Raw genomic sequence first — 22148 nt, 5'->3', positions numbered from 1 at the left:
CGGAATCACTCGAACGGGTGGCTCCCGGGGCGGAGCCACCCGTCCCGGGTCAGATGCCCGCGGCCGCCGACAGGTCCCGCTTGATCGCGGCGAGCAGCTCCGCCGCCCGCGCGCGGGCCGCCGGCAGCTCGGACTTGGTCGACAGCGGGACCACCACTTCGAGGTAGCACTTGAGCTTCGGCTCCGTGCCGCTCGGCCGCACGATGACGCGGGCGCCGTCCAGCGTGTAGCGCAGGCCGTCCGTGGGCGGCAGCGTCTCCGTGCCCCGCGTCAGGTCCTCGGCCTTCGTCACGGGCAGGCCCGCGAGCGCGGCCGGCGGCTGCTCGCGCAGGCGGCGCATGGCGTCCGCGATCAGGGAGAGGTCCTCCACGCGGACCGACAGCTGGTCGGTGGCGTGCAGGCCGTGCTGGAGGGCGAGGTCGTCCAGGAGGTCGAGGAAGGTGCGGCCCTCCTCCTTCAGCTCGGACGCCAGCTCCGTGAGGAGGAGGGCCGCGGTGATGCCGTCCTTGTCGCGTACGCCCTCGGGGTCCACGCAGTAGCCGAGCGCCTCCTCGTAGCCGTAGCGCAGGCCCTCGACGCGGGCGATCCACTTGAAGCCGGTCAGCGTCTCCTCGTACGGCAGCCCCGCCTTCTCGGCGATGCGGCCGAGGAGGGAGGAGGAGACGATCGACTCGGCGAAGGTGCCGCGGGCGCCGCGCTTCACGAGGTGCGCGGCGAGCAGCGCGCCCACCTCGTCGCCCCGCAGCATCCGCCACTCGCCGCCGTCCACCACGGCCGCGGCGCAGCGGTCCGCGTCCGGGTCGTTGGCGATGATCAGGTCCGGGGCGGGGGTGGTGCGGGCCGCCGTCGCGAAGGCCAGGTCCATCGCGCCCGGCTCCTCCGGGTTCGGGAACGCGACCGTCGGGAAGTCCGGGTCCGGCTCGGCCTGCTCCGCGACGAGCGTGGGGGCGGGGAAGCCCGCCCGGTCGAAGGCGGCGAGGAGGGTCTCCTTGCCGACGCCGTGCATCGCCGTGTAGACGGTGCGGGCGGTGCGGGGGGACTCCGGGGACAGGACGGCGTCCGTACGGGCCAGGTAGGCCTCCAGGACGTCCTCGGCGAGGGTCTGCCAGCCGGACTCCGGGCGGGGCACGTCGTGCAGGCTCGCGACCGCGTCGATGTGCGCGGCGATCTCCGCGTCGGCGGGCGGCACGATCTGTGAGCCGTCGCCGAGGTAGACCTTGTAGCCGTTGTCGCGCGGCGGGTTGTGGCTGGCGGTGACCTCCACGCCCGCGACCGCGCCGAGGTGCCGTATGGCGAAGGCCAGGACCGGGGTCGGCAGCGGGCGGGGCAGGACGGCCGCGCGCAGGCCGGCGCCGGTCATCACGGCGGCGGTGTCGCGGGCGAAGTCCGCGGACTTGTGGCGGGCGTCGTAGCCGACGACGACCAGGCCGTCCGTGTGGCCCTCGGCCTTCAGGTACGCGGCGAGGCCCGCGGCTGCGCGGATGACCACGGAGCGGTTCATCCGCATGGGGCCCGCGCCCAGCTCGCCGCGCAGGCCCGCCGTGCCGAACTGGAGGGTGCCGGCGAAACGTGCCGTCAGCTCGGTGGTGTCCTGTGCGTCGATGAGCTTGGCCAGCTCGTCGCGGGTCTCGGGGTCCGGGTCCTCGGCCAGCCAGGTCCGGGCTCGCGCGATGAGTTCGGAGTTTTCCTGCACGGGGTTGTCCTGCACGGGGTCGTCAGCCTCTCGTTGCGGCGGTCGCTGTAGCGGTCGGCGGTGTGTCCGGGGGATGGGATGGGGGTCGGCGGAGCAAACGGTCCCACCCACCCGCGCGGAGGTCACGCCCCCACCCCGCCGGGTGGTACGGGTTAAACGGTCCCGCCCGCCCACCCGAGCAGGGGCCATGCCTCTACCTCGCCGGTTGGTACGGGTTAAACGGTCCCGCCCGCCCACCCGAGCAGGGGCCATGCCCCTACCTCGCCGGTTGGTACGGGGCAAACGGCCCCGCCCACCCACCCGCGCGGGGGCGACCGCCCCTACCTCGCCGGTGTGCGCGGGGTGCACGGGTGGGTGGGTGGGAGACCCGGCGCGGAGCGCCGGAGAGCGAGCCGGGACCCGGGGCAACGACAAAGACGTCGCCCAAGACGCCCCCGTCAGATCCGGTTGAGGACCTTGCCGAGCAGCTCACCCATGCGCGTAGCGCTGTCCCGCCCCGCCTGAAGCACCTCTTCGTGGTTCAGCGGCTCCCCCGTCATGCCCGCGGCCAGGTTCGTGACCAGGGAGATGCCCAGCACCTCCGCCCCGGCCTCACGCGCGGCGATGGCCTCCAGGACGGTGGACATGCCCACCAGGTCCGCGCCGATCGCGCGGGCCATGCGGATCTCCGCCGGCGTCTCGTAGTGCGGGCCGGGGAACTGCGCGTAGACGCCCTCCTCCAGGGAGGGGTCGATCTCCTTGCACAGGGCGCGCAGCCGGGGCGAGTACAGGTCCGTCAGGTCGACGAAGTTCGCACCGACGATCGGGGAGGTCGCCGTGAGGTTGAGGTGGTCGCTGATCAGCACCGGCTGCCCGGGACGCATGCCCTCGCGCAGACCGCCGCAGCCGTTGGTCAGCACGATCGTCTTGCAGCCGGCGGCCACCGCGGTGCGCACGCCGTGCGAGACGGCGGCCACGCCGCGGCCCTCGTAGTAGTGGGTGCGGCCCAGGAAGACCAGGGCGCGCTTGTCGCCGATCTGGAAGGAGCGGATGCGCCCGCCGTGCCCCTCGACCGCCGGCGGCGGGAAGCCGGGCAGCTCGGTGACGGCGAAGTCGGCCTCGGGCTCGCCCAGCGCGTCGACGGCCGGCGCCCAGCCGGAGCCCATCACGAGGGCGACGTCGTGGGTCTCGGCGCCCGTCAGCTCGCGCAGCCGCGCGGCGGCGGCGTCGGCGGCGGCGTAGGGGTCGCCCTGGATGTCGTCCGGAATAACTGAAGCGTTCACGCCGACGAGAGTAGCCGGTCAAGGCCTACGCGCGTAGATGACGATGGTCACGGGATTCCGATCGTTGTCTTGTCGTTTCCGACAAGGACCCGCCGAGGCCGCTAGGGCATGTTTCGAAAGTCCCGTCGAAACATGCCCTAGCAGGGCCTCTTGCGCAGCTCCATCACGTAGTCATGGGGCGCCCCGGCCGACTCCGCCGCGTCGGCCAGCTCACCGAGGTAGCGCGCCGACGGAAGGCCGCCCTCGTAGCCGTTGAGGACATAGACCCATGCGGGCTCCTTGCCCTCCAGGGTGTCCACGCGGACCCGCATGCGCCGGTAGATGTCCAGGCCCACGCCCTCCCACCGGTCCATGGACTCCTCATCCATGGGCGCGATGTCATAGAGGGTGACGAAGACCTGCGAGCGGGGTGCCTCGACGATCGTCGCGAGGGCACCCTCCCACCCCATGTGCTCCCCGCCGAAGGTGAGCCGCCAGCCGGTCAGCCAGCCGGTCGCGCGCAGCGGTGAGTGCGGGGCGCGGCGTGACATGAGCCGCGGATCCAGATTGCCGGCGTACGCGGCGTAGAGCGACATGTGGTCGAGGGTACGGCAGCAATCAAGGACGCAGGTCCCGCGGCGGGAGTACCGCCCGCGCGGGAGGGGCTCGCCCGGACGGTGGCCCCGGCGCGTCCCCGTCCGCGAGCGTGCGGGACAATGGAGGACGTGACTCGGATCGTGATCATTGGCGGCGGACCCGGCGGATACGAGGCGGCCCTGGTGGCCGCCCAGCTCGGCGCGGAGGTGACCGTCGTCGACTGCGACGGTCTGGGCGGGGCGTCGGTGCTCACCGACTGCGTGCCCTCGAAGACCCTGATCGCGACGGCCGAGGTGATGACCACCTTCGACTCCTCGTACGAGGAGCTGGGGATCATCGTCGCGGACGACACCCCGCACATCGACACGCCCGCGCGCGTGGTCGGCGTGGACCTGGGCAAGGTCAACCGCCGGGTGAAGCGCCTCGCGCTCGCGCAGTCCCACGACATCACCGCGTCCGTCACGCGGGCGGGCGCACGCGTGCTGCGCGGCCGTGGCCGCCTGGAGGGCCAGCAGGAGTCCGACGGCTCCCGCAAGGTCGTCGTGCGGGCCGCCGACGGCAGCGAGGAGACCCTCGTGGCGGACGCCGTGCTCATCGCGACCGGCGGCCACCCGCGCGAGGTCCCGGACGCCCTGCCCGACGGCGAGCGGATCCTGAACTGGACCCAGGTCTACGACCTCGACGAGCTGCCCGAGGAGCTCATCGTGGTCGGTTCGGGCGTCACGGGCGCCGAGTTCGCCGGCGCCTACCAGGCGCTCGGTTCGAACGTCACCCTGGTGTCCAGCCGCGACCGCGTGCTGCCCGGTGAGGACCCCGACGCCGCCGCCGTCCTGGAGGACGTCTTCCGGCGCCGCGGCATGAACGTCATGTCCCGCTCCCGCGCCGCCTCCGCCAAGCGCGTGGGCGACCGCGTGGAGGTCACGCTGGCCGACGGGCGCGTCATCTCCGGCACGCACTGCCTGATGGCCGTCGGCGCCATCCCCAACAGCAGCGGCATGGGCCTGGAGGAGGCCGGGGTCAAGCTCAAGGACTCCGGGCACATCTGGACCGACAAGGTCTCCAGGACGTCCGCCCCGGGCGTCTACGCGGCCGGTGACGTCACCGGGGTCTTCGCGCTCGCCTCCGTCGCCGCCATGCAGGGGCGCATCGCGATGTACCACTTCCTGGGCGACGCGGTGACGCCGCTGAACCTGAAGACCGTCTCGGCGAACGTCTTCACCGACCCGGAGATCGCCACCGTCGGCTACAGCCAGGCCGACGTCGACGCGGGCAAGATCGACGCCCGCGTCGTCAAGCTCCCGCTGCTGCGCAACCCGCGCGCGAAGATGCAGGGCATCCGCGACGGCTTCGTCAAGATCTTCTGCCGGCCGGGTACGGGCATCGTGGTCGGCGGTGTGGTCGTCGCACCGCGCGCCTCGGAACTGATCCACCCCATCTCGATCGCGGTCGACAACAATCTGACGGTCGAGCAGATCGCGAACGCGTTCACCGTGTACCCCTCGCTTTCGGGGTCGATCGCGGAGGTGGCGCGCCAGCTCCACACGCGCAAGACGGCGGGCGAGGGCTGACCGGCGCGGCCCTTGGCCCAACGCGCCGCAGGTCACGCGCTGTTGTCACCCAGGCGCGCGGCATAGGCCGGGGAGATGGGCAGCTATACCACTTCCTGTGCGGCCGTGCGAACAACTTCTGTTATTCGGCGCATACTGCTGAAAGCAGACGGTCGTTGGGGTTACTGTCAGTTTCGTGTTCGCTGCAGAACGTCGCCAATTGATCCTCGAAATGGTGCGGGCCAACGGAGCGGTATCGCTCCGCGAGCTCGCCCGCGTCGTCCAGACCTCCGAAGTGACCGTACGGCGGGACGTGCGCGCGCTGGAGGCAGAAGGACTCCTCGACCGCCGGCATGGCGGTGCGGTATTGCCGGGCGGATTCACGCGGGAGTCCGGCTTTCCGCAGAAATCACATCTCGCGACCGCCGAGAAGACGGCCATCGCCGACCTCGCGGCGGGACTCGTCGAAGAAGGCGAGGCCATCGTCGTCGGAGCGGGGACGACCACGCAGGAGCTGGCCCGACGGCTCGCGCGGGTCCCCGGTCTGACCGTCGTCACCAACTCGCTGCTGGTGGCCCAGGCGTTGGCCCACGCCAACCGGGTGGAGGTCGTCATGACCGGCGGCACCCTGCGCGGCTCCAACTACGCCCTCGTGGGCAGCGGGGCGGAGCAGTCCCTGCAGGGGCTGCGGGTGTCCCGCGCGTTCCTGTCGGGCAGTGGTCTGACCGCCGAGCGCGGCCTGTCCACGTCCAACATGCTCTCCGCGAGCGTGGACCGGGCGCTGGTGCAGGCGGCCTCCGAGGTCGTGGTCCTCGCCGATCACACCAAGCTCGGCACCGACACGATGTTCCAGACGGTGCCGACGGACGTCATCACCCGCCTGGTCACCGACGAGCCCCCGGCGCACGACGACCGGGCGGGCACGGAACTGCAGGCCCTGGCCGACCAGGGCGTCCAGATCGCGGTGACGGGCGGCGCCGCCGGCCCCGGGACCGGGCCCGGCGCCGATGCCGCCCAGGCGGGCCGCCCGCCGCGCCGGGACGTGCCCCTGCCGGGCCAGCGCCGCAACCACGCGGCCGGCCCCGGTCAGCAGCTGCGCAACGCCCTCCTGGCGGAACAGCCGGGGGAGCGGACCGCGCGCGTCGCGGACCTGCGCCGCCGCTGACCGAGGGGCGGGACCGGGACGGCCGGGTACGGCCGGCGCGGCGCGGTGCTCACGCCGCCGCGCGGCCGTCGGCCTTCAGGCCCCGCAGGGTCAGCGTGAGCAGCCGGTCGGCCAGCTCCGGATCGTCCGGGGTCTCCTCCGCCGCCAGGGAGATCGCGTTGGTCAGCTGCAACAGGTCGGAGATGGAGACGTCGGGCCGCACGGCCCCCGCCTCCTGCGCGCGGGCGAGCAGCGCCGCGCCCGCCTGCCGCATGGGCGCGCTGCACCGGGCCAGCGCCGAACTGTCGTCCTGCGAGGCCGACATGAGGGCGCTGGACAGACCGCGGTACTCACCCGCGTGGGTGACGATGGCGCGCAGCCACGTCACCAGCGCCGAACAGGGCTGCGGATCGTCGAGCAGCGCCCGCGAGCGGGCCAGGAGATCGCTGACCGCGTCCTCCCAGACCGCGCTCATCAGCGCGTGCCGGTTGGGGAAGTGCCGGTAGAGCGTGCCGATGCCGACGCCCGCGCGGCGCGCCACGTCCTCCAGCGACGTGCCCGTGCCGTGCTCGGCGAAGGCAGCCCGCGCCTGTGCGAGCAGCCGGTCGTAGTTCCGGCGCGCGTCGGCCCGCATGGCCCGCGTGGACTGCTGCGCCGCACCCGCCTGCTGGTCCATGCCGGTCGTCATCCCCGCACCCTTCGTGAACGTACGCGTCCTTCAAGGATGCCACTGCCGCCTCGGGCGGATCGGCGGAGGTCGCGCCCCGCGCTGCCGCGCTCATGTCTCCCCGGGCCCGAAGAAGGCCTCCAGCTCCGCTCGCGCCCTGCGTTCGCGCCGGTGCGGCGGCAGAGCGCCCCCGCGCAGGTTCCGGATCAGCCACAGCACCAGGGGGTACGTCACACAGGTGCCGACGGCGAGCCCGCTCAGCACCCCGGCCACCAACTCTTCCATGATCATCAACTCACCTTCGCGCGGAGCGCCTTGGCCCGGTCCCGGCGCGGGCCACGACCGCGCGGCGGCGCGTGGCAGCCGTCCTGGGCGGCGGCGATCATCGCGGCGCCGCTGTCCGGGACGAGCGCGCCGTAACCGAGCAGCCGCCAGCGCGGGTCGACGGCGTCACTGTCGTGGTAGGGCACGGGCCCGGCCGCCGACGGCACGAGCAGCGGCGCCGGCCGCCGGGCGCAGCCGTGGCAGACGGCGGCCTCCTCGGCGTCCCCGATCGCCAGACGGGCGTGGCCGCGCTCGTGCAGCGGATTGAAGTAGCAGGGCGGGTCGGCGCGCAGCGGCCGCTCGGTCACCAGGGCCTCCACGGCCCGCAGCCCGATCCGGCTGAACTCCACGGCGGCCACCAGCTCCCCCAGGGCGTACGCGGCGTCGTACGCGGGATCGGGGCTGCTCGGCCCGTCGCCCGCGGGGTACAGCACGCAGTTGCTCGCCTGGATGGAGGCCGTGGTGGCGAAGGCGGCCAGCTCGTCCCGCAGCCGGGGCGCCAGCGCGCAGCTGTGCCGCAGCGAGCCGCCGAGCGCGGACGCGTCGCTCAGGAGCCGCGCGCGCCGCTCGGCGTACGGGCGCAGGGCGTCGGGGTCGCCGGCCGGGTCGGGCAGCGGGGCGCGCCAGTCGGGCGCGGGGAGCGGCAGGGCGTAGGTGTAGGGGCGGCGCCGGGCCGGTGGCAGCCCGGTGAAGCGCCGCAGGAGTGCCACGGCGAGCCCCGCGGTGAGGCCGAGGACGAGCCCCGCCTCGTAGCGCTGCCCGGTGTCGGCGGTCGCCGCGAGCCACCCGGTGCCGCTGAGGGCGCCCGCGGTGGTCAGCAGCGCCAGTAATTCCCCTGTGCGTGTCACTGAAGCCCCCCGTGGTCCTCGGTTCTGCGTGGGGGAGGACGCGGGGCGGGGGCGGGCCGGTTGCGGGGGTGCCCCGCAGCGCGGCCCGGTCGGTCATGGGCTCCGCCGAGTCGGTCCTCGAACACCGGACGGGCTTGGTATACCCGGAAATTCAGCCCGTCCGGCGTCCGAGGACCAGGATCAGTCCTTGATCTCGCAGATCACCGCGCCGGAGGTCAGGCTGGCGCCCACCTCCGCGGTGAGGCCCTTGATCGTGCCCGAGCGGTGCGCGTTCAGGGGCTGCTCCATCTTCATCGCCTCCAGGACGACGATGAGGTCGCCCTCGTTGACCTCTTGCCCCTCCTCGACCGCGATCTTGACGATGGTGCCCTGCATGGGCGAGGCCAGGGTGTCGCCGGAGGCGGCCGGGCCGGACTTCTTGGCGGCGCGCCGCTTGGGGCGGGCCCCGCCCGCGGCCGCGGTGCGCGCGATGGTCATGCCCAGCGAGGAGGGCAGGGAGACCTCCAGACGCTTGCCGCCGACCTCGACGACGACCGTCTCGCGGCCCGGCTCCTCGTCGGCCTCGGCGTCCGTGGCGGGCGCGGTGAAGGCCGGGATCTCGTTGACGAACTCGGTCTCGATCCACCGGGTGTGGACCGTGAACGGGTCGCTGGAGCCGGTCAGTTCGGGGGCGAACGCCGGGTCCTTGACGACGGCGCGGTGGAAGGGGATGGCGGTGGCCATGCCCTCCACGGTGAACTCCTCCAGCGCGCGGGCCGCGCGCTGCAGGGCCTGCTCACGGGTGGCGCCGGTGACGACCAGCTTGGCCAGGAGCGAGTCCCAGGCCGGGCCGATGACGGAGCCGGACTCCACGCCCGCGTCCAGGCGGACACCGGGACCGGAGGGGGCCTCGAACTTCGTCACCGTGCCCGGCGCGGGCAGGAAGTTGCGGCCCGGGTCCTCGCCGTTGATGCGGAACTCGAAGGAGTGGCCGCGCAGTTCGGGGTCGCCGTAGCCGAGCTCCTCGCCGTCGGCGATGCGGAACATCTCCCGCACCAGGTCGATGCCGGCGACCTCCTCGGTGACCGGGTGCTCCACCTGGAGGCGGGTGTTGACCTCCAGGAAGGAGATCGTGCCGTCCACGCCGACGAGAAACTCGACGGTGCCGGCGCCGACGTAGCCGGCCTCCTTGAGGATCGCCTTGGACGAGGCGTACAACTCGGCGACCTGCGCCTCGGAGAGGAAGGGCGCCGGGGCCTCCTCCACCAGCTTCTGGTGGCGGCGCTGGAGCGAGCAGTCACGGGTGGAGACGACGACCACGTTCCCGTGCTTGTCGGCCAGGCACTGGGTCTCCACGTGCCGCGGCTTGTCGAGGTAGCGCTCCACGAAGCACTCGCCGCGGCCGAAGGCGGCCACCGCCTCGCGCACCGCGGAGTCGTACAGCTCCGGGACCTCTTCGAGGGTGCGGGCGACCTTCAGGCCGCGCCCGCCACCGCCGAACGCCGCCTTGATGGCGATGGGCAGGCCGTGCTCCTCCGCGAAGGCGACGACCTCCTCGGCACCGGAGACCGGGTCCGGCGTGCCCGCCACCAGCGGGGCGCCGGCGCGCTGCGCGATGTGCCGGGCGGCGACCTTGTCGCCCAGGTCGCGGATGGCCTGCGGGGGCGGGCCGATCCAGTTCAGGCCCGCGTCGATGACGGCCTGCGCGAAGTCGGCGTTCTCCGAAAGGAAGCCGTAACCGGGGTGGATCGCGTCCGCCCCCGAATCCTTGGCCGCGGCCAGCACCTTGGAGATGTCCAGGTAGCTGGTGGCCGGAGTGTCACCGCCCAGCGCGAACGCCTCATCGGCCGCCCGGACATGCAGGGCGTCCCGGTCAGGATCTGCGTAGACGGCTACGCTCGCGATCCCAGCGTCCCGGCATGCCCGAGCAACGCGGACAGCGATTTCGCCACGGTTGGCGATGAGCACCTTGCGCACGATGGCTCCCTCCTTGAAACAAGCCGAGTTTAGGGACTGCCGACACGGCTGTACGACCCGTCCCCAAGGGTGAGCTTGCCCACACGGAGTGTGATGCGAGGCGCGCTCGAACCGCGAAAACCCTTGTCCCACCACGGTACGCGGGGTTCCTGCCCGGCAGCCTAGCCCTCCGGTGTGGTCAAGGTCTCTGTGAAGCCGCACCGCGGCACGGACTCATTCTTTGTGGAGTCCCTACGAATGGCCCAATGATTCTTTGCCCGCGGCCCGACGCGGGTCCGTGTAGCGTGCGCGATGTTCGACCGTACTGGCGGTAACAGCGGGGCGGAAAGAGGGTGGGTGCCGTGGCGCGCAGACCGGTGGCCTGGGTGGGCGCGATCGTTCTCCTCGTGGAGGCGGTCGGGATCGTGCTCCTCAACTGGTTCCTCGGCCTTGTCGTCGACAACCAGAAGATGTCCCTGGCCGGCCTCGACCCGCACGCGATGACCGTCGCGGCCTGGATCGGCGGCGCCCTCTTCGGCGGCTATCTGGCGCTGTGCGGCGTCCTGCTGGCGCTCGTCGGCCTCCGCGACCGCGCGCCGGGCCGCCTCGGGCGCCTGCTGCTGATCGGCTGCGCGGTCGTGCACGGCGTGCTCGGCGCCTTCTGCGTCGGCCCGGTGGGCTGGCCCGCCTTCGTGTTCATGATGGCCGTGCTCGCCCTGATCGTCCTGCCGCTCGTGGCCTACGACAGGGCGGCCCGCCCTACGCCCACAACCGCGTGATGTCCACGCCCAGTTGACCGAGCAGACGGCGCAGCAGCGGCAGTGAGAGGCCGATGACGTTGCCGTGGTCGCCCTCGATGCCGTCGATGAACGGCGCCGAGCGGCCGTCCAGCGTGAACGCGCCCGCCACGTGCAGCGGTTCGCCGCTCGCGACATACGCGGCGATCTCCTCGTCGGAGGGCTCGCCGAAGCGCACGACGGTCGACGCCGTCGCCGAGGCGTACGTCCCCGTGAGGGTGTCGTGGACGCAGTGGCCCGTCTGCAGGACGCCCGCGCGGCCGCGCATGGCCTGCCAGCGGGCGGTCGCCTCCGCGGCGTCGGCGGGCTTGCCGAGGGCTCGGCCGTCCAGCTCCAGGACGGAGTCGCAGCCGATCACCAGGGCGCCCTTGGCCTCGGGCCGCGCGGCGACGACGGAGGCCTTCGCCTCGGCGAGCGCGAGGGCCAGTTCGGCGGGGGTGGGCGCGGAGACCTTGTCCTCGTCGACCCCGCTGACGATCACCTCGGGGGCGAGGCCCGCCTGCCGGAGCAGGGCGAGACGGGCGGGGGACTGCGAGGCGAGGACGAGACGGCGCGGCTGATCGTTCATGCCGGTCAGCGTAGCGAGCGTACGGATGCGGCGGGCCCGCCCTCAGTGGATGCCGAGGACGATCATCGCGATCACCATGGCCAGGGCGAGGACGAATCCCGCGCGGCGCATCTTCGCCTGCATGTCCCGCATGTCCTCGGGCGGGTTGTTCTCCGGATCCGACCACAGCATGACTCCGATACTGCGCCCGCGCGGGCCGGGGACGCCTGAGTACGCGTACTCAGGTTCCCCCGGCCCACTCCGCCTAGGCGGGCCAGTACGTGCGGCCCCATGCCGTGGGGCCGGGGGCCGGCAGGCGGTCGCGGGCCACCCGGGCCGGGTCGGCCCACGCGGCGGGCGGCGCGGGCGCGCCGGACGGCTGGTTCGCCACCGCCGCGGCGCGCGCCTGGACCACCGCGAGCGCGGCGGCCAGCTCCTCCGGGGTCGGGTTGCCCCGTACGACCTTGATCATGACCGCTCCCTGGGGGGATTGGGGGACTGGTGGGGACTAGAGGGGGATGTTGCCGTGCTTCTTCGGGGGCAGGGATTCCCGCTTCGTCCGCAGCTGCCGCAGACCCCGCACGAGGTGCGAGCGGGTCTCCGACGGCATGATCACCGCGTCGATGTAGCCGCGCTCGGCGGCCGTGTACGGGTTGAGCAGCGCGTCCTCGTACTCCTGGATCAGCTTCGCCCGCGCCGCCTCCTGGGCCTCCTCGTCACCGGCCGCCGCGATCGTGCGCCGGTGCAGGACGTTGACCGCGCCCTGCGCGCCCATCACCGCGATCTGCGCCGTGGGCCAGGCGAGGTTCAGGTCGGCACCCAGGTGCTTGGAGCCCATGACGTCGTACGCGCCGCCGAAGGCCTTGCGGGTGATGATCGTGATGAGCGGGACGGTGGCCTCGGCGTAGGCGTAGATCAGCTTCGCGCCGCGGCGGATGATGCCCGTGTGCTCCTGCTCGACGCCCGGCAGGAAGCCGGGGACGTCCACGAAGGTCAGGACCGGCACGTTGAACGCGTCGCAGGTGCGCACGAACCGCGCGGCCTTCTCGGAGGCGTCGATGTCCAGGCAGCCGGCGAACTGCATCGGCTGGTTGGCGACGATGCCCACCGGGTGGCCCTCGACGCGGCCGAAGCCGGTGAGGATGTTCGGCGCGAACAGCGGCTGCGTCTCGAAGAACTCGCTGTCGTCCAGGACGTGTTCGATCACGCCGTGCATGTCGTACGGCTGGTTCGCGCTGTCCGGGATCAGCGTGTCCAGCTCGCGGTCCTCGTCGGTGAGCGCCAGGTCCGCCTCCTCGGGGAAGGCCGGGGGCTCGCTGAGGTTGTTCGAGGGCAGGTACGACAGGAGCGACTTGACGTACTCGATGGCGTCCTTCTCGTCGCCCGCCATGTGGTGCGCCACGCCCGAGGTGGCGTTGTGGGTGCGGGCGCCGCCCAGCTCCTCGAAGCCGACGTCCTCCCCGGTGACGGTCTTGATGACGTCGGGCCCGGTGATGAACATGTGCGAGGTCTGGTCGACCATGACCGTGAAGTCGGTGATGGCGGGGGAGTAGACCGCGCCGCCCGCGCACGGCCCGACGACCAGGGAGATCTGCGGGATCACACCGGAGGCGTGGGTGTTGCGGCGGAAGATCTCGCCGTACATGCCAAGAGCCATGACGCCCTCCTGGATGCGGGCGCCGCCGGAGTCGTTGATGCCGATGACCGGGCAGCCGGTCTTCAGCGCGAAGTCCATGACCTTGACGATCTTCTGGCCGAAGACCTCGCCGAGCGCACCGCCGAAGACGGTGAAGTCCTGCGAGAACACCGCCACGGGGCGCCCGTCGACGGTGCCGTAACCGGTCACCACGCCGTCGCCGTAGGGCCTGTTCTTCTCCAGGCCGAACTGCGTCGAGCGGTGCTGGGCGAACTCGTCGAACTCCACGAAGGAGCCCTCGTCGAGCAGCAGCCCGACCCGTTCACGCGCCGTCAACTTCCCCTTGGCGTGCTGCTTCTCGACCGCGCGGGCCGATCCCGCGTGCGTCGCCTCCTCGATGCGGCGCTGGAGGTCCGCGAGCTTTCCGGCGGTCGTGTGGATGTCGATCTCGGACATAGGGATGCGGCTCCCTGCCTGCTCAAAGGTGCGTATGGCGGCTTGCGGCTGGCTACTGACCCGTAGCGTATCGGCGCGGATACCGTTCGGCAGTGCGGCGTTTACCACACCTAGGGTGGCTTGCATGACGCCGCCAGATGCTGAAGACAACCGCTGGTCCGACCTCGCGCGACCGCCCCTGAACGCCGCCTCCCTGCGGCGGACCCTGCTGCGGGAGGGCGGGCTGTGGACCTCCCTGGACGTGGTGCCCACCACCGGGTCCACCAACACCGACCTCGCGGCCCGGGCCGGGGACCTGGCCGAGGGGGCCGTGTTGGTCGCCGAGGAGCAGAGCGCGGCGCGCGGCCGCCTGGACCGCCGGTGGTCGGCGCCCGCCCGCTCCGGGCTCTTCTTCTCCGTGCTGCTCAAGCCCGCCGAGGTGCCCGTCGAGCGGTGGGGGTGGCTGCCGCTGCTCACCGGCGTCGCCGTCGCCTCGGGCCTCTCCCGGGTGGCCGGCGTGGACACGGCACTCAAGTGGCCCAACGACCTCCTGGTCACGGTCGGTGAGCAGGAACGGAAGGCGGGAGGCATCCTCGTGGAACGCGCCGGGGGCCCCGTAGGGTCCGGCGGCGGAGTCGTCATCGGCATCGGGCTCAACGTCACGCTGCGTGAGGGCGAGCTGCCGGTGCCCACGGCCGGCTCGCTCGCCCTGGCCGGGGCCTCCACCACGGACCGGGACACACTGCTGCGGGCCGTGCTGCGGTCCCTGGAGCACTGGTACGGGCTGTGGCGGGACGCGGACGGCGACCCGGGTGCCTCCCGGCTCCAGGAGGCGTACGCGGCGGGCTGCGCGACGCTCGGGCGCCGGGTGCGCGCGGAACTCCCCGGTGACCGGGCCCTTGTGGGGGAGGCGGTGGCGGTGGACGGCGACGGCCGCCTGGTCCTGGCCACCGGGGACGGCGTGCAGGAGCCGGTCGGGGCGGGCGACATCGTGCATCTGCGGCCGGCGGGCTGAGGAGCGCCGGGAGGCCGCGGGGCGCGGGAACGGCACGGACACCACAGGCCGCCGGAAGGGGCCCGCGCGCGAGGTCACGGGGAGTCGGGAGTGAGCTGCGGCACACCTGCCGTAAAGTTGGCGCGGGTCGATACCTGACCGCGGCAGATCGGAAGGGCAGCAGGCGTGAGCGTCGACGACACGGGCTCGGGCGCGGGCGCACAGCGCGGTCCCGACGCCGGGGCCGGCGCCTCCGGGATTCCCGAAGTGGACGAGAGGGACGACAAGGCGGACGGCGGCCCCGCGAAGAACCCCCTCGCCCTCCAGCTGGAACAGCTCATCCTCGGCGCGGACCGCCGCTACACCCCGTTCCAGGCGGCGCGCAGCGCGGGCGTCTCGATGGAGCTGGCGTCCCGCTTCTGGCGGGCCATGGGCTTCCCCGACATCGGCCAGGCCAAGGCGCTGACGGAGGCCGACGTGCTGGCCCTGCGGCGGCTGGCCGGTCTGGTCGAGGCGGGGCTGCTGAGCGAGGCCATGGCGGTGCAGGTGGCCCGCTCCACGGGCCAGACCACCGCGCGGCTCGCCGAGTGGCAGATCGACTCCTTCCTGGAGGGGCTGACCGAACCGCCCGAGCCGGGCATGACCCGCACCGAGGTCACGTACCCGCTGATCGAGCTGCTCCTTCCCGAGCTGGAGGAGTTCCTCGTCTACGTGTGGCGCCGCCAGCTGGCCGCCGCCACGGGCCGGGTCGTGCAGGCGGCGGACGACGAGGAGATGGTCGACCGGCGCCTGGCCGTCGGTTTCGCCGACCTGGTCGGCTTCACGCGGCTGACCCGCCGCATGGAGGAGGAGGAGCTGGGCGAGCTGGTCGAGGCCTTCGAGACCACCGCCGCGGACCTAGTGGCCGCCCATGGTGGGCGGCTCATCAAAACGCTGGGCGACGAGGTCCTGTACGCGGCCGACGACGCGGGCGTCGCCGCGGAGATCTCGCTGCGGCTCATCGAGACCATGGCCAACGACGAGACGATGCCCGAGCTGCGCGTCGGCATCGCCTTCGGGACCGTGACGACCCGCATGGGCGACGTCTTCGGCACGACCGTGAACCTCGCGAGCCGGCTCACCTCGATAGCGCCCCGGGACGCGGTCCTCGTGGACGGGGCGTTCGCGGAGGAGCTGACGCGCACCGGTGACGCGCCGGCCTCCGAGGCGCAGGCCGCGGAGGCGGCCGCCGCGGCGGAGAAGGAGGGCGAGGAGCCGCCCTCGTACCGCTTCGCCCTCCAGCCGATGTGGCAGCGGCCCGTGCGCGGCCTCGGTGTCGTCGAGCCGTGGCTGCTGGCCCGCCGTACGTGAGGTGACCCGCTGCCGGGCCCGCTTCCGGGCGCGGAGCCTCTTGCCGGTGCGGCGCCCTCTTCGCCGCCCGGAGCCTCTTTCCGGTGCGGCGCCCGGCTGACATGATCCCGGGGTAACGGTCGTTAACCACAGGAGGCGTCGGTCATGGGCGACGAGCAGCGGTACGGGCAGTACGTGGCGGTCAGGCGGCACGGCCATGTCGTGGAGCTGGTCCTGGACCGCCCGAAGGCCATGAACGCCGTCTCCCTGGAGATGGCCCGCTCCATCACCGCCGCCTGCGCCGCCCTGTCCGACGACCCGGCCGCCCGGGTCGTCGTCCTGACGTCCACCCACGAGCGGGCCTTCTGTGTCGGCGCCGACCTGAAGGAGCGCAACTCCCTCAGCGACGCCGAGCTGCTGCGCCAGCGGCCCGCCTCCCGGGCCTGCTACACCGGCGTGCTGGAGCTGCCCATGCCCACCATCGCCGCCGTCCGCGGCTTCGCCCTCGGCGGCGGGTTCGAGCTGGCGCTCTCCTGCGACGTGATCGTCGCCGACCCGACGGCCGTCGTCGGGCTCCCCGAGGTGTCCGTCGGCGTCATCCCGGGCGGCGGCGGCACCCAGCTCCTGCCCCGCCGTGTCGGCGCCGCCCGCGCCGCCGAGCTGATCTTCTCGGCGCGGCGCGTGGAGGCGCCCGAGGCACGGGAGTTGGGGCTCGTCGACGTACTGGTGCGGGACGGCGAGGCCCGTGCCGAAGCGCTCGCGCTGGGCGCCCGGATGGCCGCCAACTCGCCGGTCGGCCTGCGCGCCGCCAAGCGCGCCCTGCGCCTGGGGCACGGCCTCGACCTGCGGGCGGGCCTGGAGGTGGAGGACGCCGCGTGGCGCACGGTGGCGTTCTCCGGCGACCGGGCGGAGGGCGTCGCGGCGTTCAACGAGAAGCGCGCGCCCCAGTGGCCCGGGGAGTGAACGCCTTCCCGGCGGGTGAGCGCCTTCCCGGGATATACACGGCTTTGTGCCCCGAAGTTCCACATTGCCGTAAACGTCATAACCTGGAGTGATGGGTGAGGATGTCCGGCTGCGGGCCGTGGTGGAGCTGGCGCAGGGGATGGCCGCCGCGCAGACTCCGCGTGAGTCCTGGCGGGCGGCCGCCCTCGGTGCCTGCCGCGCGCTGAGCGGCAGCTTCGCGGCGCTGTCCGTGTGGGAGCGCGACCTCGGCCGGTTGCGCGTGCTCGTGAACGCGGGCGAACGCGCCGAGGGCGAGGAGGAGTTCCCGGAGCGGGAGGCCTACCCCGTCCACCAGTTCCCGGAGATCACCGAGTTCCTGCACGAGCGCTGGGTGGGCGGCGGCGAGCCGAACGCGTGGGTGGAGACCGCCGAGGGCCCCCGGGGCGGCCGCACGGCGGGCTACTGCCACCAGCGCGTCACGGCGCTGCGCCGGCGCGGCCGGGGCTGCTGCGTGGTCGCGCCGATCGTGCTGCACGGACGGGCCTGGGGCGAGCTGTATGTGGCCCGGCCGGTGGGGGCGCCCGTCTTCGGCCGCGCCGACGCCGACTTCGCCACCGTCCTCGCGGCGGTCGCCGCCGCCGGGATCGCCCAGACCGAGCGCCTGGAGGAGGTCCGCCGGCTGGCCTTCACGGACGCGCTGACCGGCCTCGCCAACCGCCGGGCGGTGGACCTCGGGCTCGACGAGGCGGTGGAGCGGCACCGCGTCGAGGGCGCCGTGGTGAGCCTCGTCGTCTGCGACCTGAACGGGCTCAAGCGGGTCAACGACACCCGGGGCCACGCGGTCGGCGACCGCCTCCTGGAACGCTTCGGCTCGATCCTCTCGCTCTGCGGCGCGATGCTCCCCGGGACGCTGGCCGCGCGGCTCGGCGGGGACGAGTTCTGCCTGCTCTCCCTCGGGCCGAGTGCCGACGAGGTGGTGCGGGTCGCCGACGAACTGTGCCTGCGCGCGGCGGAGTTGGAGCTGGGAGAGGGGGTCGCCTGCGGGGTCGCGTCCACCGGGGACCCGATCGGCCCGGTGCGCTCGGCCCGGCGCCTGTTCCGCCTCGCGGACGCGGCCCAGTACCGCGCCAAGGCGGCGCGCTCGGCGAAGCCGGTGGTCGCGGGCCGCGAGGGCGGCGCGAGCGGCCCCGACGCGGTGGTCCGCCTCGCCGACACGCCCCCGCGCGAGGGCGGCCCCCAGGAGCGCCGCCGCTTCCGGGGACGGGACCCCCGCCCGTAAGGCGCCGCGCCCCGGAGGGGGGTAAGCGGCCCGGGTGGGATCCGCCCGTGACACCTGGCGATTCAATACGTACGCTGCTGAATATGGATATGCACAGCGTGGGCACCGTGGCCCTTGGGACGTCCGGGACGACCGCGGCGGACGTCATCGCCGTCGCGCGCGGGAACGCGCGGATCGAGCTGACCGACGAGGCGCGCGCCGCCCTCGCCGCCTCGCGGGAGATCGTCGACGCGCTCGCGGCCAAGCCCGAACCCGTCTACGGCGTCTCGACCGGCTTCGGAGCCCTTGCCAGCCGCCACATCGGCCCCGACCTGCGCGCCCAGCTCCAGCGCAACATCGTCCGCTCGCACGCGGCCGGCATGGGCCCGCGCGTGGAGCGCGAAGTGGTCCGCGCCCTGATGTTCCTTCGCCTGAAGACGGTCTGCTCCGGCCACACCGGCGTACGCCCCGAGGTCGCGCAGACCATGGCGGACGTCCTCAACGCCGGCATCACGCCGGTCGTCCACGAGTACGGCTCCCTCGGCTGCTCCGGCGACCTCGCCCCCCTCAGCCACTGCGCGCTGACCCTCATGGGCGAGGGCGACGCCGAGGGCCCCGACGGCGAGCTGAAGCCCGCCGGCGAACTGCTCGCCGCGCACGGCATCACCCCCGTCGAGCTGCGCGAGAAGGAGGGCCTGGCCCTCCTCAACGGCACCGACGGCATGCTCGGCATGCTGATCATGGCACTCGCCGACCTGGAGAAGCTCTACAAGTCCGCCGACGTCACCGCGGCCCTCACCCTGGAGGCCCTGCTCGGCACGGACAAGGTCCTCGCCCCCGAGCTGCACGCCATCCGCCCGCACCCGGGCCAGGCCGCCTCCGCCGCCAACATGCTGGCCGTCCTCGCCGGTTCGCAGCTCACCGGCCACCACCAGGACGACGCGCCGCGCGTGCAGGACGCGTACTCGGTGCGCTGCGCCCCGCAGGTCGCGGGCGCCGGCCGCGACACCATGGCGCACGCCCGCACCGTCGCCGAACGCGAGCTGGCCGCCGCCGTCGACAACCCCGTCGTCCTGCCCGACGGGCGCGTCGAGTCCAACGGCAACTTCCACGGCGCCCCCGTCGCCTACGTCCTGGACTTCCTCGCGATCGCCGCCGCCGACCTCGCCTCGATCGCCGAGCGCCGCACCGACCGGCTGCTCGACAAGAACCGCTCGCACGGCCTGCCGCCCTTCCTCGCGGACGACGCGGGCGTCGACTCCGGGCTGATGATCGCCCAGTACACGCAGGCGGCCCTGGTCAGCGAGTTGAAGCGGCTCGCCGTTCCCGCCTCGGCGGACTCCATCCCCTCCTCCGCCATGCAGGAGGACCACGTCTCCATGGGCTGGTCGGCGGCGCGCAAGCTGCGTACGGCCGTGGACAACCTCACCCGCGTCGTGGCCATCGAGCTGTACGCCGCCACCCGCGCCGTCGAGCTGCGCGAGGGCCTCACCCCGGCCCCCGCCACGCGGGCGGTCGTCGAGGCCATCCGCGAGGCGGGCGTCGAGGGCCCGGGCCCGGACCGCTTCCTCGCCCCCGATCTGGCGGCGGCCGACGCGTTCGTACGCTCCGGCGCGCTGCTCGCGGCGGTGGAGCCGGTCACCGGACCGCTCGCCTAGGCGAACTCTCGCCGGCGCCCGGGGGCGCCTCCGGTCAGTAGGCCGCGCCCCGGGCGCCGCCCGTGCGCTCCCGGCGTACGGAGTAGGCGACGAAGCCCGCCCCGAGACCGAGGAAGGCCGTACCCCCGATCACGTACGGGGTGGTGTCGAAGGCGCCGGTGTCGGCGAGGGTGCCGGCCGCGGTGGTGGTCGCGGTGGTCGTCGCCGTGGTCATGGTCGCCTCGTGGGGCCGGGCCGGCGAGGCCGCGGGCCGCTCGCCCTGGGCGCTCTCGTGCGCGGGGGTGGGCGTCGCGTTCGCGGAGGGGACGAACCACAGGGCGCCGAGGAGGGCTCCGGCGGCGGTGGCGGTCAGCATGGATCGACGTGCGGACACGGAATCGGATCCCCCTTGTGGTGCTGGCGAATTGGCCGTGTGGGGCGATGGTAGTGAAAGGCGCGGGTCGCGGGAAAGTCGCGGGGCGCCCGGGCCGTACGCTCCGTCATATGACTGGAGACGAGACATCACGGTTTGTGCGACTGCGGGTTGAAATGGTGGTGGAGGTCGATGACGCCCGGAAACTGACGGGTGCCGCGCTGGACCGCGTCGCACAGGACGAGCGGATGCCCGCCGAGGAGCGCGCGCACGCGCAGGCCGCCGTCAAGGAGGACGTGGCGGAGGCGCTCGCCTATCTGGTGGATCCGTTCGACCTGGTCGACGAGGTCCCCGGGATCGAGCTGACCCAGGCCTCGTGGAGCAGCGAGCTGATCGACTACGACCCCGATTCGCCCGACTGGGAGGCGGACGAGGATGATGACGACGAGGACGACGAGCTGGTGTAGTCACCGGTGTGGTCGGACGCGTGACTGAAGTGCTCGGCGGCGATTACCGGATTGGAAGATCCGGAATCGGGGACCCCGGACAGCGACCGCCGTCCGGGGTCCCGTCGTCCCGCCCCCGCACGGTGATCGTTTTCGTGTGAGCCGTCCAATGCCGCACAGTGGAGGCACGGGACGGTTCCAGTACCGCGGACGTGGTGTTCCCCACAGTCCGCCCGGTAGTGGAACGGGACGAACCGGGCAGGACGTTATGCGGGGTTACGAGGGACTCCCGGGGCGGGTCGGGATTTCGGCGGCATTCGGGGATTCGGCAACTATGGAGATGCGTGTGATGACGGACAGTAGGCGCCGCGGACGAGTACGTGGACGCAGGGGCCTGGCGGCCGTGTCCGCTCTCGTGGGCGGCGTGCTGGTGCTCTCGGCGTGCAACGGCGACGACGGCGACAAGGCCTCCGGCGGCAAGGAGTCGCAGAACCAGGTCGACGAGGCGGCGGCCAAGAAGACCTCCGCCGCCCAGATCAAGATCGCGCCGAAGGACGGCTCCGACAACGCCAGTATCAACAGCGCGGCGAAGGTCACGGTCAGCGAGGGCACGCTCAGCTCGGTGACCATGAAGACCGCCGACGGCCATGCCGTGGCCGGTCAGATATCGGCCGACAAGACGAGTTGGAAGCCCACCGCCCAGCTCGAACGCGCCACGAAGTACCGGATCTCGGCGACCGCCGAGGACTCCGAGGGCCGCAAGGCGCACGAGAACTCGACGTTCACGACCGTCTCGCCGGCCAACAGCTTCATCGGCAACTTCACGCCGGAGAACGGCTCGACGGTCGGCGTCGGCATGCCCGTGTCGATCAGCTTCGACAAGGGCATCACGCACAAGAAGGAAGTCCAGTCCGCGATCAAGGTGTCGTCCACCAGCGGTCAGGAAGTCGTCGGCCACTGGTTCGGCAACAACCGCCTGGACTTCCGCCCCGAGCAGTACTGGAAGGGCAACTCCACGGTCACGCTGAAGCTGGACCTGGACGGCGTCGAGGGCGCCGACGGGGTCTACGGCGTGCAGCAGAAGACCGTCCAGTTCAAGATCGGGCGCAATCAGGTCTCCATCGTCGACGCGAAGACCAAGACGATGAAGGTGACGCGGGACGGCAAGGTCGTCAAGACCATCCCGATCTCCGCCGGCTCGCCCGAGAACAAGACGTACAACGGCAAGATGGTGATCTCCGAGAAGTTCAAGGAGACCCGCATGGACGGCGCGACCGTCGGCTTCAAGGACGGCGACGGCAAGGGCGAGTACGACATCAAGGACGTGCCGCACGCCATGCGCCTGTCCTCCTCCGGCACGTTCATCCACGGCAACTACTGGGGTTCGCCGTCGATCTTCGGCCAGGCCAACACCAGCCACGGCTGCATCGGCCTCGAGGACGCCAAGGGCGCGGGCGACAAGAGCAAGCCCGGCGCCTGGTTCTTCGACAACACCATCACCGGTGACGTGGTCGACGTGCGCAACACCGGCGACAAGGTCATCGCCCCGGACAACGGCCTCAACGGCTGGAACATGGACTGGGCGCAGTGGAAGGCCGGCTCCGCCGTCTGACCCCACCCGCGGTGCCGTCCCATCGGCACGACACGGGCGCGGCCCGCACTCCGAGGAGGGGTGCGGGCCGCACCCGTGTCGACACCCGTACCGCGGGCACCAACTCTCCCCTTTCGCCCCGCTGTTGAGCAGATGTTCGACCATCG

Annotated in this window: 22 protein-coding genes; 10 read left to right on the top strand and 12 right to left on the bottom strand. The window is 72.7% G+C overall.

From position 1 onward, the window contains the following. Nucleotides 1–49: 49 nt before the first annotated feature. The 3 genes from ABZ385_RS17525 to ABZ385_RS17515 all read right to left on the bottom strand — a co-directional run bounded on the left by ABZ385_RS17525 (nt 50) and on the right by ABZ385_RS17515 (nt 3530). Nucleotides 50–1708, bottom strand: a complete 1659-nt coding sequence (locus ABZ385_RS17525) for a phospho-sugar mutase (protein WP_358589821.1) — start codon at nt 1706–1708, stop codon at nt 50–52. Nucleotides 1709–2130: 422 nt separating this feature from the next. Further along, the gene (locus ABZ385_RS17520; RefSeq protein ID WP_358589823.1) at nt 2131–2955 is read right to left on the bottom strand and encodes a purine-nucleoside phosphorylase; all 825 of its coding nucleotides are present in this window, start codon (nt 2953–2955) and stop codon (nt 2131–2133) included. A 137-nt stretch (nt 2956–3092) separates the two neighbouring features. After that, nucleotides 3093–3530, bottom strand: a complete 438-nt coding sequence (locus ABZ385_RS17515; protein WP_358589825.1) for a gamma-glutamylcyclotransferase — start codon at nt 3528–3530, stop codon at nt 3093–3095. A gap of 120 nt (nt 3531–3650) precedes the next feature. Between ABZ385_RS17515 and ABZ385_RS17510 the strand changes: the two genes are divergently transcribed. Continuing rightward, entirely contained in the window at nt 3651–5099 is a 1449-nt protein-coding gene (locus ABZ385_RS17510) for an NAD(P)H-quinone dehydrogenase (protein WP_358589827.1), read from the top strand. A 175-nt stretch (nt 5100–5274) separates the two neighbouring features. After that, a complete protein-coding gene (locus ABZ385_RS17505) occupies nt 5275–6243 on the top strand; it encodes a DeoR/GlpR family DNA-binding transcription regulator (protein ID WP_358912046.1) in 969 nt (322 codons plus the stop codon). 49 nt (nt 6244–6292) lie between these two features. On the opposite strand, the gene ABZ385_RS17500 is transcribed toward ABZ385_RS17505, so the two are convergent. From ABZ385_RS17500 to ABZ385_RS17485, 4 genes are all read right to left on the bottom strand, one after another. Beyond that, on the bottom strand, nt 6293–6856 hold the full coding sequence (locus ABZ385_RS17500; RefSeq protein ID WP_358590318.1) for a helix-turn-helix domain-containing protein: 564 nt from the start codon (nt 6854–6856) through the stop codon (nt 6293–6295). A 144-nt stretch (nt 6857–7000) separates the two neighbouring features. Next, nucleotides 7001–7180, bottom strand: coding sequence for a hypothetical protein (locus ABZ385_RS17495; protein WP_358912044.1), 180 nt, complete (start codon nt 7178–7180; stop codon nt 7001–7003). Then, nucleotides 7180–8061, bottom strand: coding sequence for a hypothetical protein (locus tag ABZ385_RS17490; protein ID WP_358912042.1), 882 nt, complete (start codon nt 8059–8061; stop codon nt 7180–7182). The genes ABZ385_RS17495 and ABZ385_RS17490 overlap by 1 nt, the downstream gene beginning before the upstream one ends. A gap of 180 nt (nt 8062–8241) precedes the next feature. After that, the gene (locus tag ABZ385_RS17485) at nt 8242–10017 is read right to left on the bottom strand and encodes a biotin carboxylase N-terminal domain-containing protein (RefSeq protein WP_358912040.1); all 1776 of its coding nucleotides are present in this window, start codon (nt 10015–10017) and stop codon (nt 8242–8244) included. Between the two features lie 341 nt (nt 10018–10358). On the opposite strand from ABZ385_RS17485, the gene ABZ385_RS17480 reads away from it, so the two are divergent. Beyond that, on the top strand, nt 10359–10775 hold the full coding sequence (locus tag ABZ385_RS17480; protein WP_358590312.1) for a hypothetical protein: 417 nt from the start codon (nt 10359–10361) through the stop codon (nt 10773–10775). Here the strand turns inward: ABZ385_RS17480 and ABZ385_RS17475 are convergent. The 4 genes from ABZ385_RS17475 to ABZ385_RS17460 all read right to left on the bottom strand — a co-directional run bounded on the left by ABZ385_RS17475 (nt 10756) and on the right by ABZ385_RS17460 (nt 13432). Next, a complete protein-coding gene (locus ABZ385_RS17475; RefSeq protein WP_358912038.1) occupies nt 10756–11361 on the bottom strand; it encodes a nucleoside triphosphate pyrophosphatase in 606 nt (201 codons plus the stop codon). The two genes, ABZ385_RS17480 and ABZ385_RS17475, sit on opposite strands and share 20 nt — an antisense overlap. 42 nt (nt 11362–11403) lie before the next feature. After that, the gene (locus ABZ385_RS17470) at nt 11404–11532 is read right to left on the bottom strand and encodes a hypothetical protein (RefSeq protein WP_358590315.1); all 129 of its coding nucleotides are present in this window, start codon (nt 11530–11532) and stop codon (nt 11404–11406) included. A 73-nt stretch (nt 11533–11605) separates the two neighbouring features. Further along, nucleotides 11606–11812, bottom strand: a complete 207-nt coding sequence (locus ABZ385_RS17465; protein ID WP_358912036.1) for an acyl-CoA carboxylase epsilon subunit — start codon at nt 11810–11812, stop codon at nt 11606–11608. A 36-nt stretch (nt 11813–11848) separates the two neighbouring features. After that, nucleotides 11849–13432: an acyl-CoA carboxylase subunit beta gene (locus ABZ385_RS17460; RefSeq protein WP_358584690.1), complete on the bottom strand. Its 1584-nt coding sequence runs from the start codon at nt 13430–13432 to the stop codon at nt 11849–11851. Nucleotides 13433–13556: 124 nt separating this feature from the next. Here ABZ385_RS17460 and ABZ385_RS17455 point away from each other — a divergent pair, with 124 nt between their 5' ends. The 5 genes from ABZ385_RS17455 to hutH all read left to right on the top strand — a co-directional run bounded on the left by ABZ385_RS17455 (nt 13557) and on the right by hutH (nt 19592). Further along, the gene (locus ABZ385_RS17455) at nt 13557–14426 is read left to right on the top strand and encodes a biotin--[acetyl-CoA-carboxylase] ligase (RefSeq protein WP_358912034.1); all 870 of its coding nucleotides are present in this window, start codon (nt 13557–13559) and stop codon (nt 14424–14426) included. Between the two features lie 237 nt (nt 14427–14663). Then, nucleotides 14664–15755 carry an adenylate/guanylate cyclase domain-containing protein gene (locus tag ABZ385_RS17450; RefSeq protein ID WP_358584745.1) on the top strand — a complete coding sequence of 364 codons (1092 nt, stop codon included), beginning with the start codon at nt 14664–14666 and terminating at the stop codon, nt 15753–15755. 144 nt (nt 15756–15899) lie between these two features. Next, on the top strand, nt 15900–16697 hold the full coding sequence (locus tag ABZ385_RS17445) for an enoyl-CoA hydratase-related protein (RefSeq protein WP_358584694.1): 798 nt from the start codon (nt 15900–15902) through the stop codon (nt 16695–16697). Nucleotides 16698–16788: 91 nt separating this feature from the next. Next, the gene (locus tag ABZ385_RS17440) at nt 16789–17955 is read left to right on the top strand and encodes a GGDEF domain-containing protein (protein WP_358584696.1); all 1167 of its coding nucleotides are present in this window, start codon (nt 16789–16791) and stop codon (nt 17953–17955) included. A gap of 89 nt (nt 17956–18044) precedes the next feature. Then, nucleotides 18045–19592 (top strand): histidine ammonia-lyase, encoded by a 1548-nt coding sequence (hutH, locus tag ABZ385_RS17435; protein ID WP_358584747.1) that lies wholly within the window; start codon nt 18045–18047, stop codon nt 19590–19592. A gap of 34 nt (nt 19593–19626) precedes the next feature. Here hutH and ABZ385_RS17430 read toward each other — a convergent pair whose 3' ends face one another. Next, nucleotides 19627–19947, bottom strand: a complete 321-nt coding sequence (locus tag ABZ385_RS17430) for an LPXTG cell wall anchor domain-containing protein (RefSeq protein ID WP_358584749.1) — start codon at nt 19945–19947, stop codon at nt 19627–19629. A 128-nt stretch (nt 19948–20075) separates the two neighbouring features. On the opposite strand from ABZ385_RS17430, the gene ABZ385_RS17425 reads away from it, so the two are divergent. Further along, nucleotides 20076–20411, top strand: a complete 336-nt coding sequence (locus ABZ385_RS17425; protein WP_358584698.1) for a hypothetical protein — start codon at nt 20076–20078, stop codon at nt 20409–20411. 328 nt (nt 20412–20739) lie between these two features. Next, nucleotides 20740–22002: an Ig-like domain-containing protein gene (locus ABZ385_RS17420; RefSeq protein WP_358696932.1), complete on the top strand. Its 1263-nt coding sequence runs from the start codon at nt 20740–20742 to the stop codon at nt 22000–22002. Nucleotides 22003–22148 lie beyond the last annotated feature (146 nt).

Origin of the sequence: Streptomyces sp. NPDC005898 (genome assembly GCF_040629635.1) — a bacterium.
GTDB lineage: Bacteria > Actinomycetota > Actinomycetes > Streptomycetales > Streptomycetaceae > Streptomyces.
Note: the sequence above shows the minus strand (reverse complement) of the source record. Positions and strands in the feature narration are given on the sequence as shown.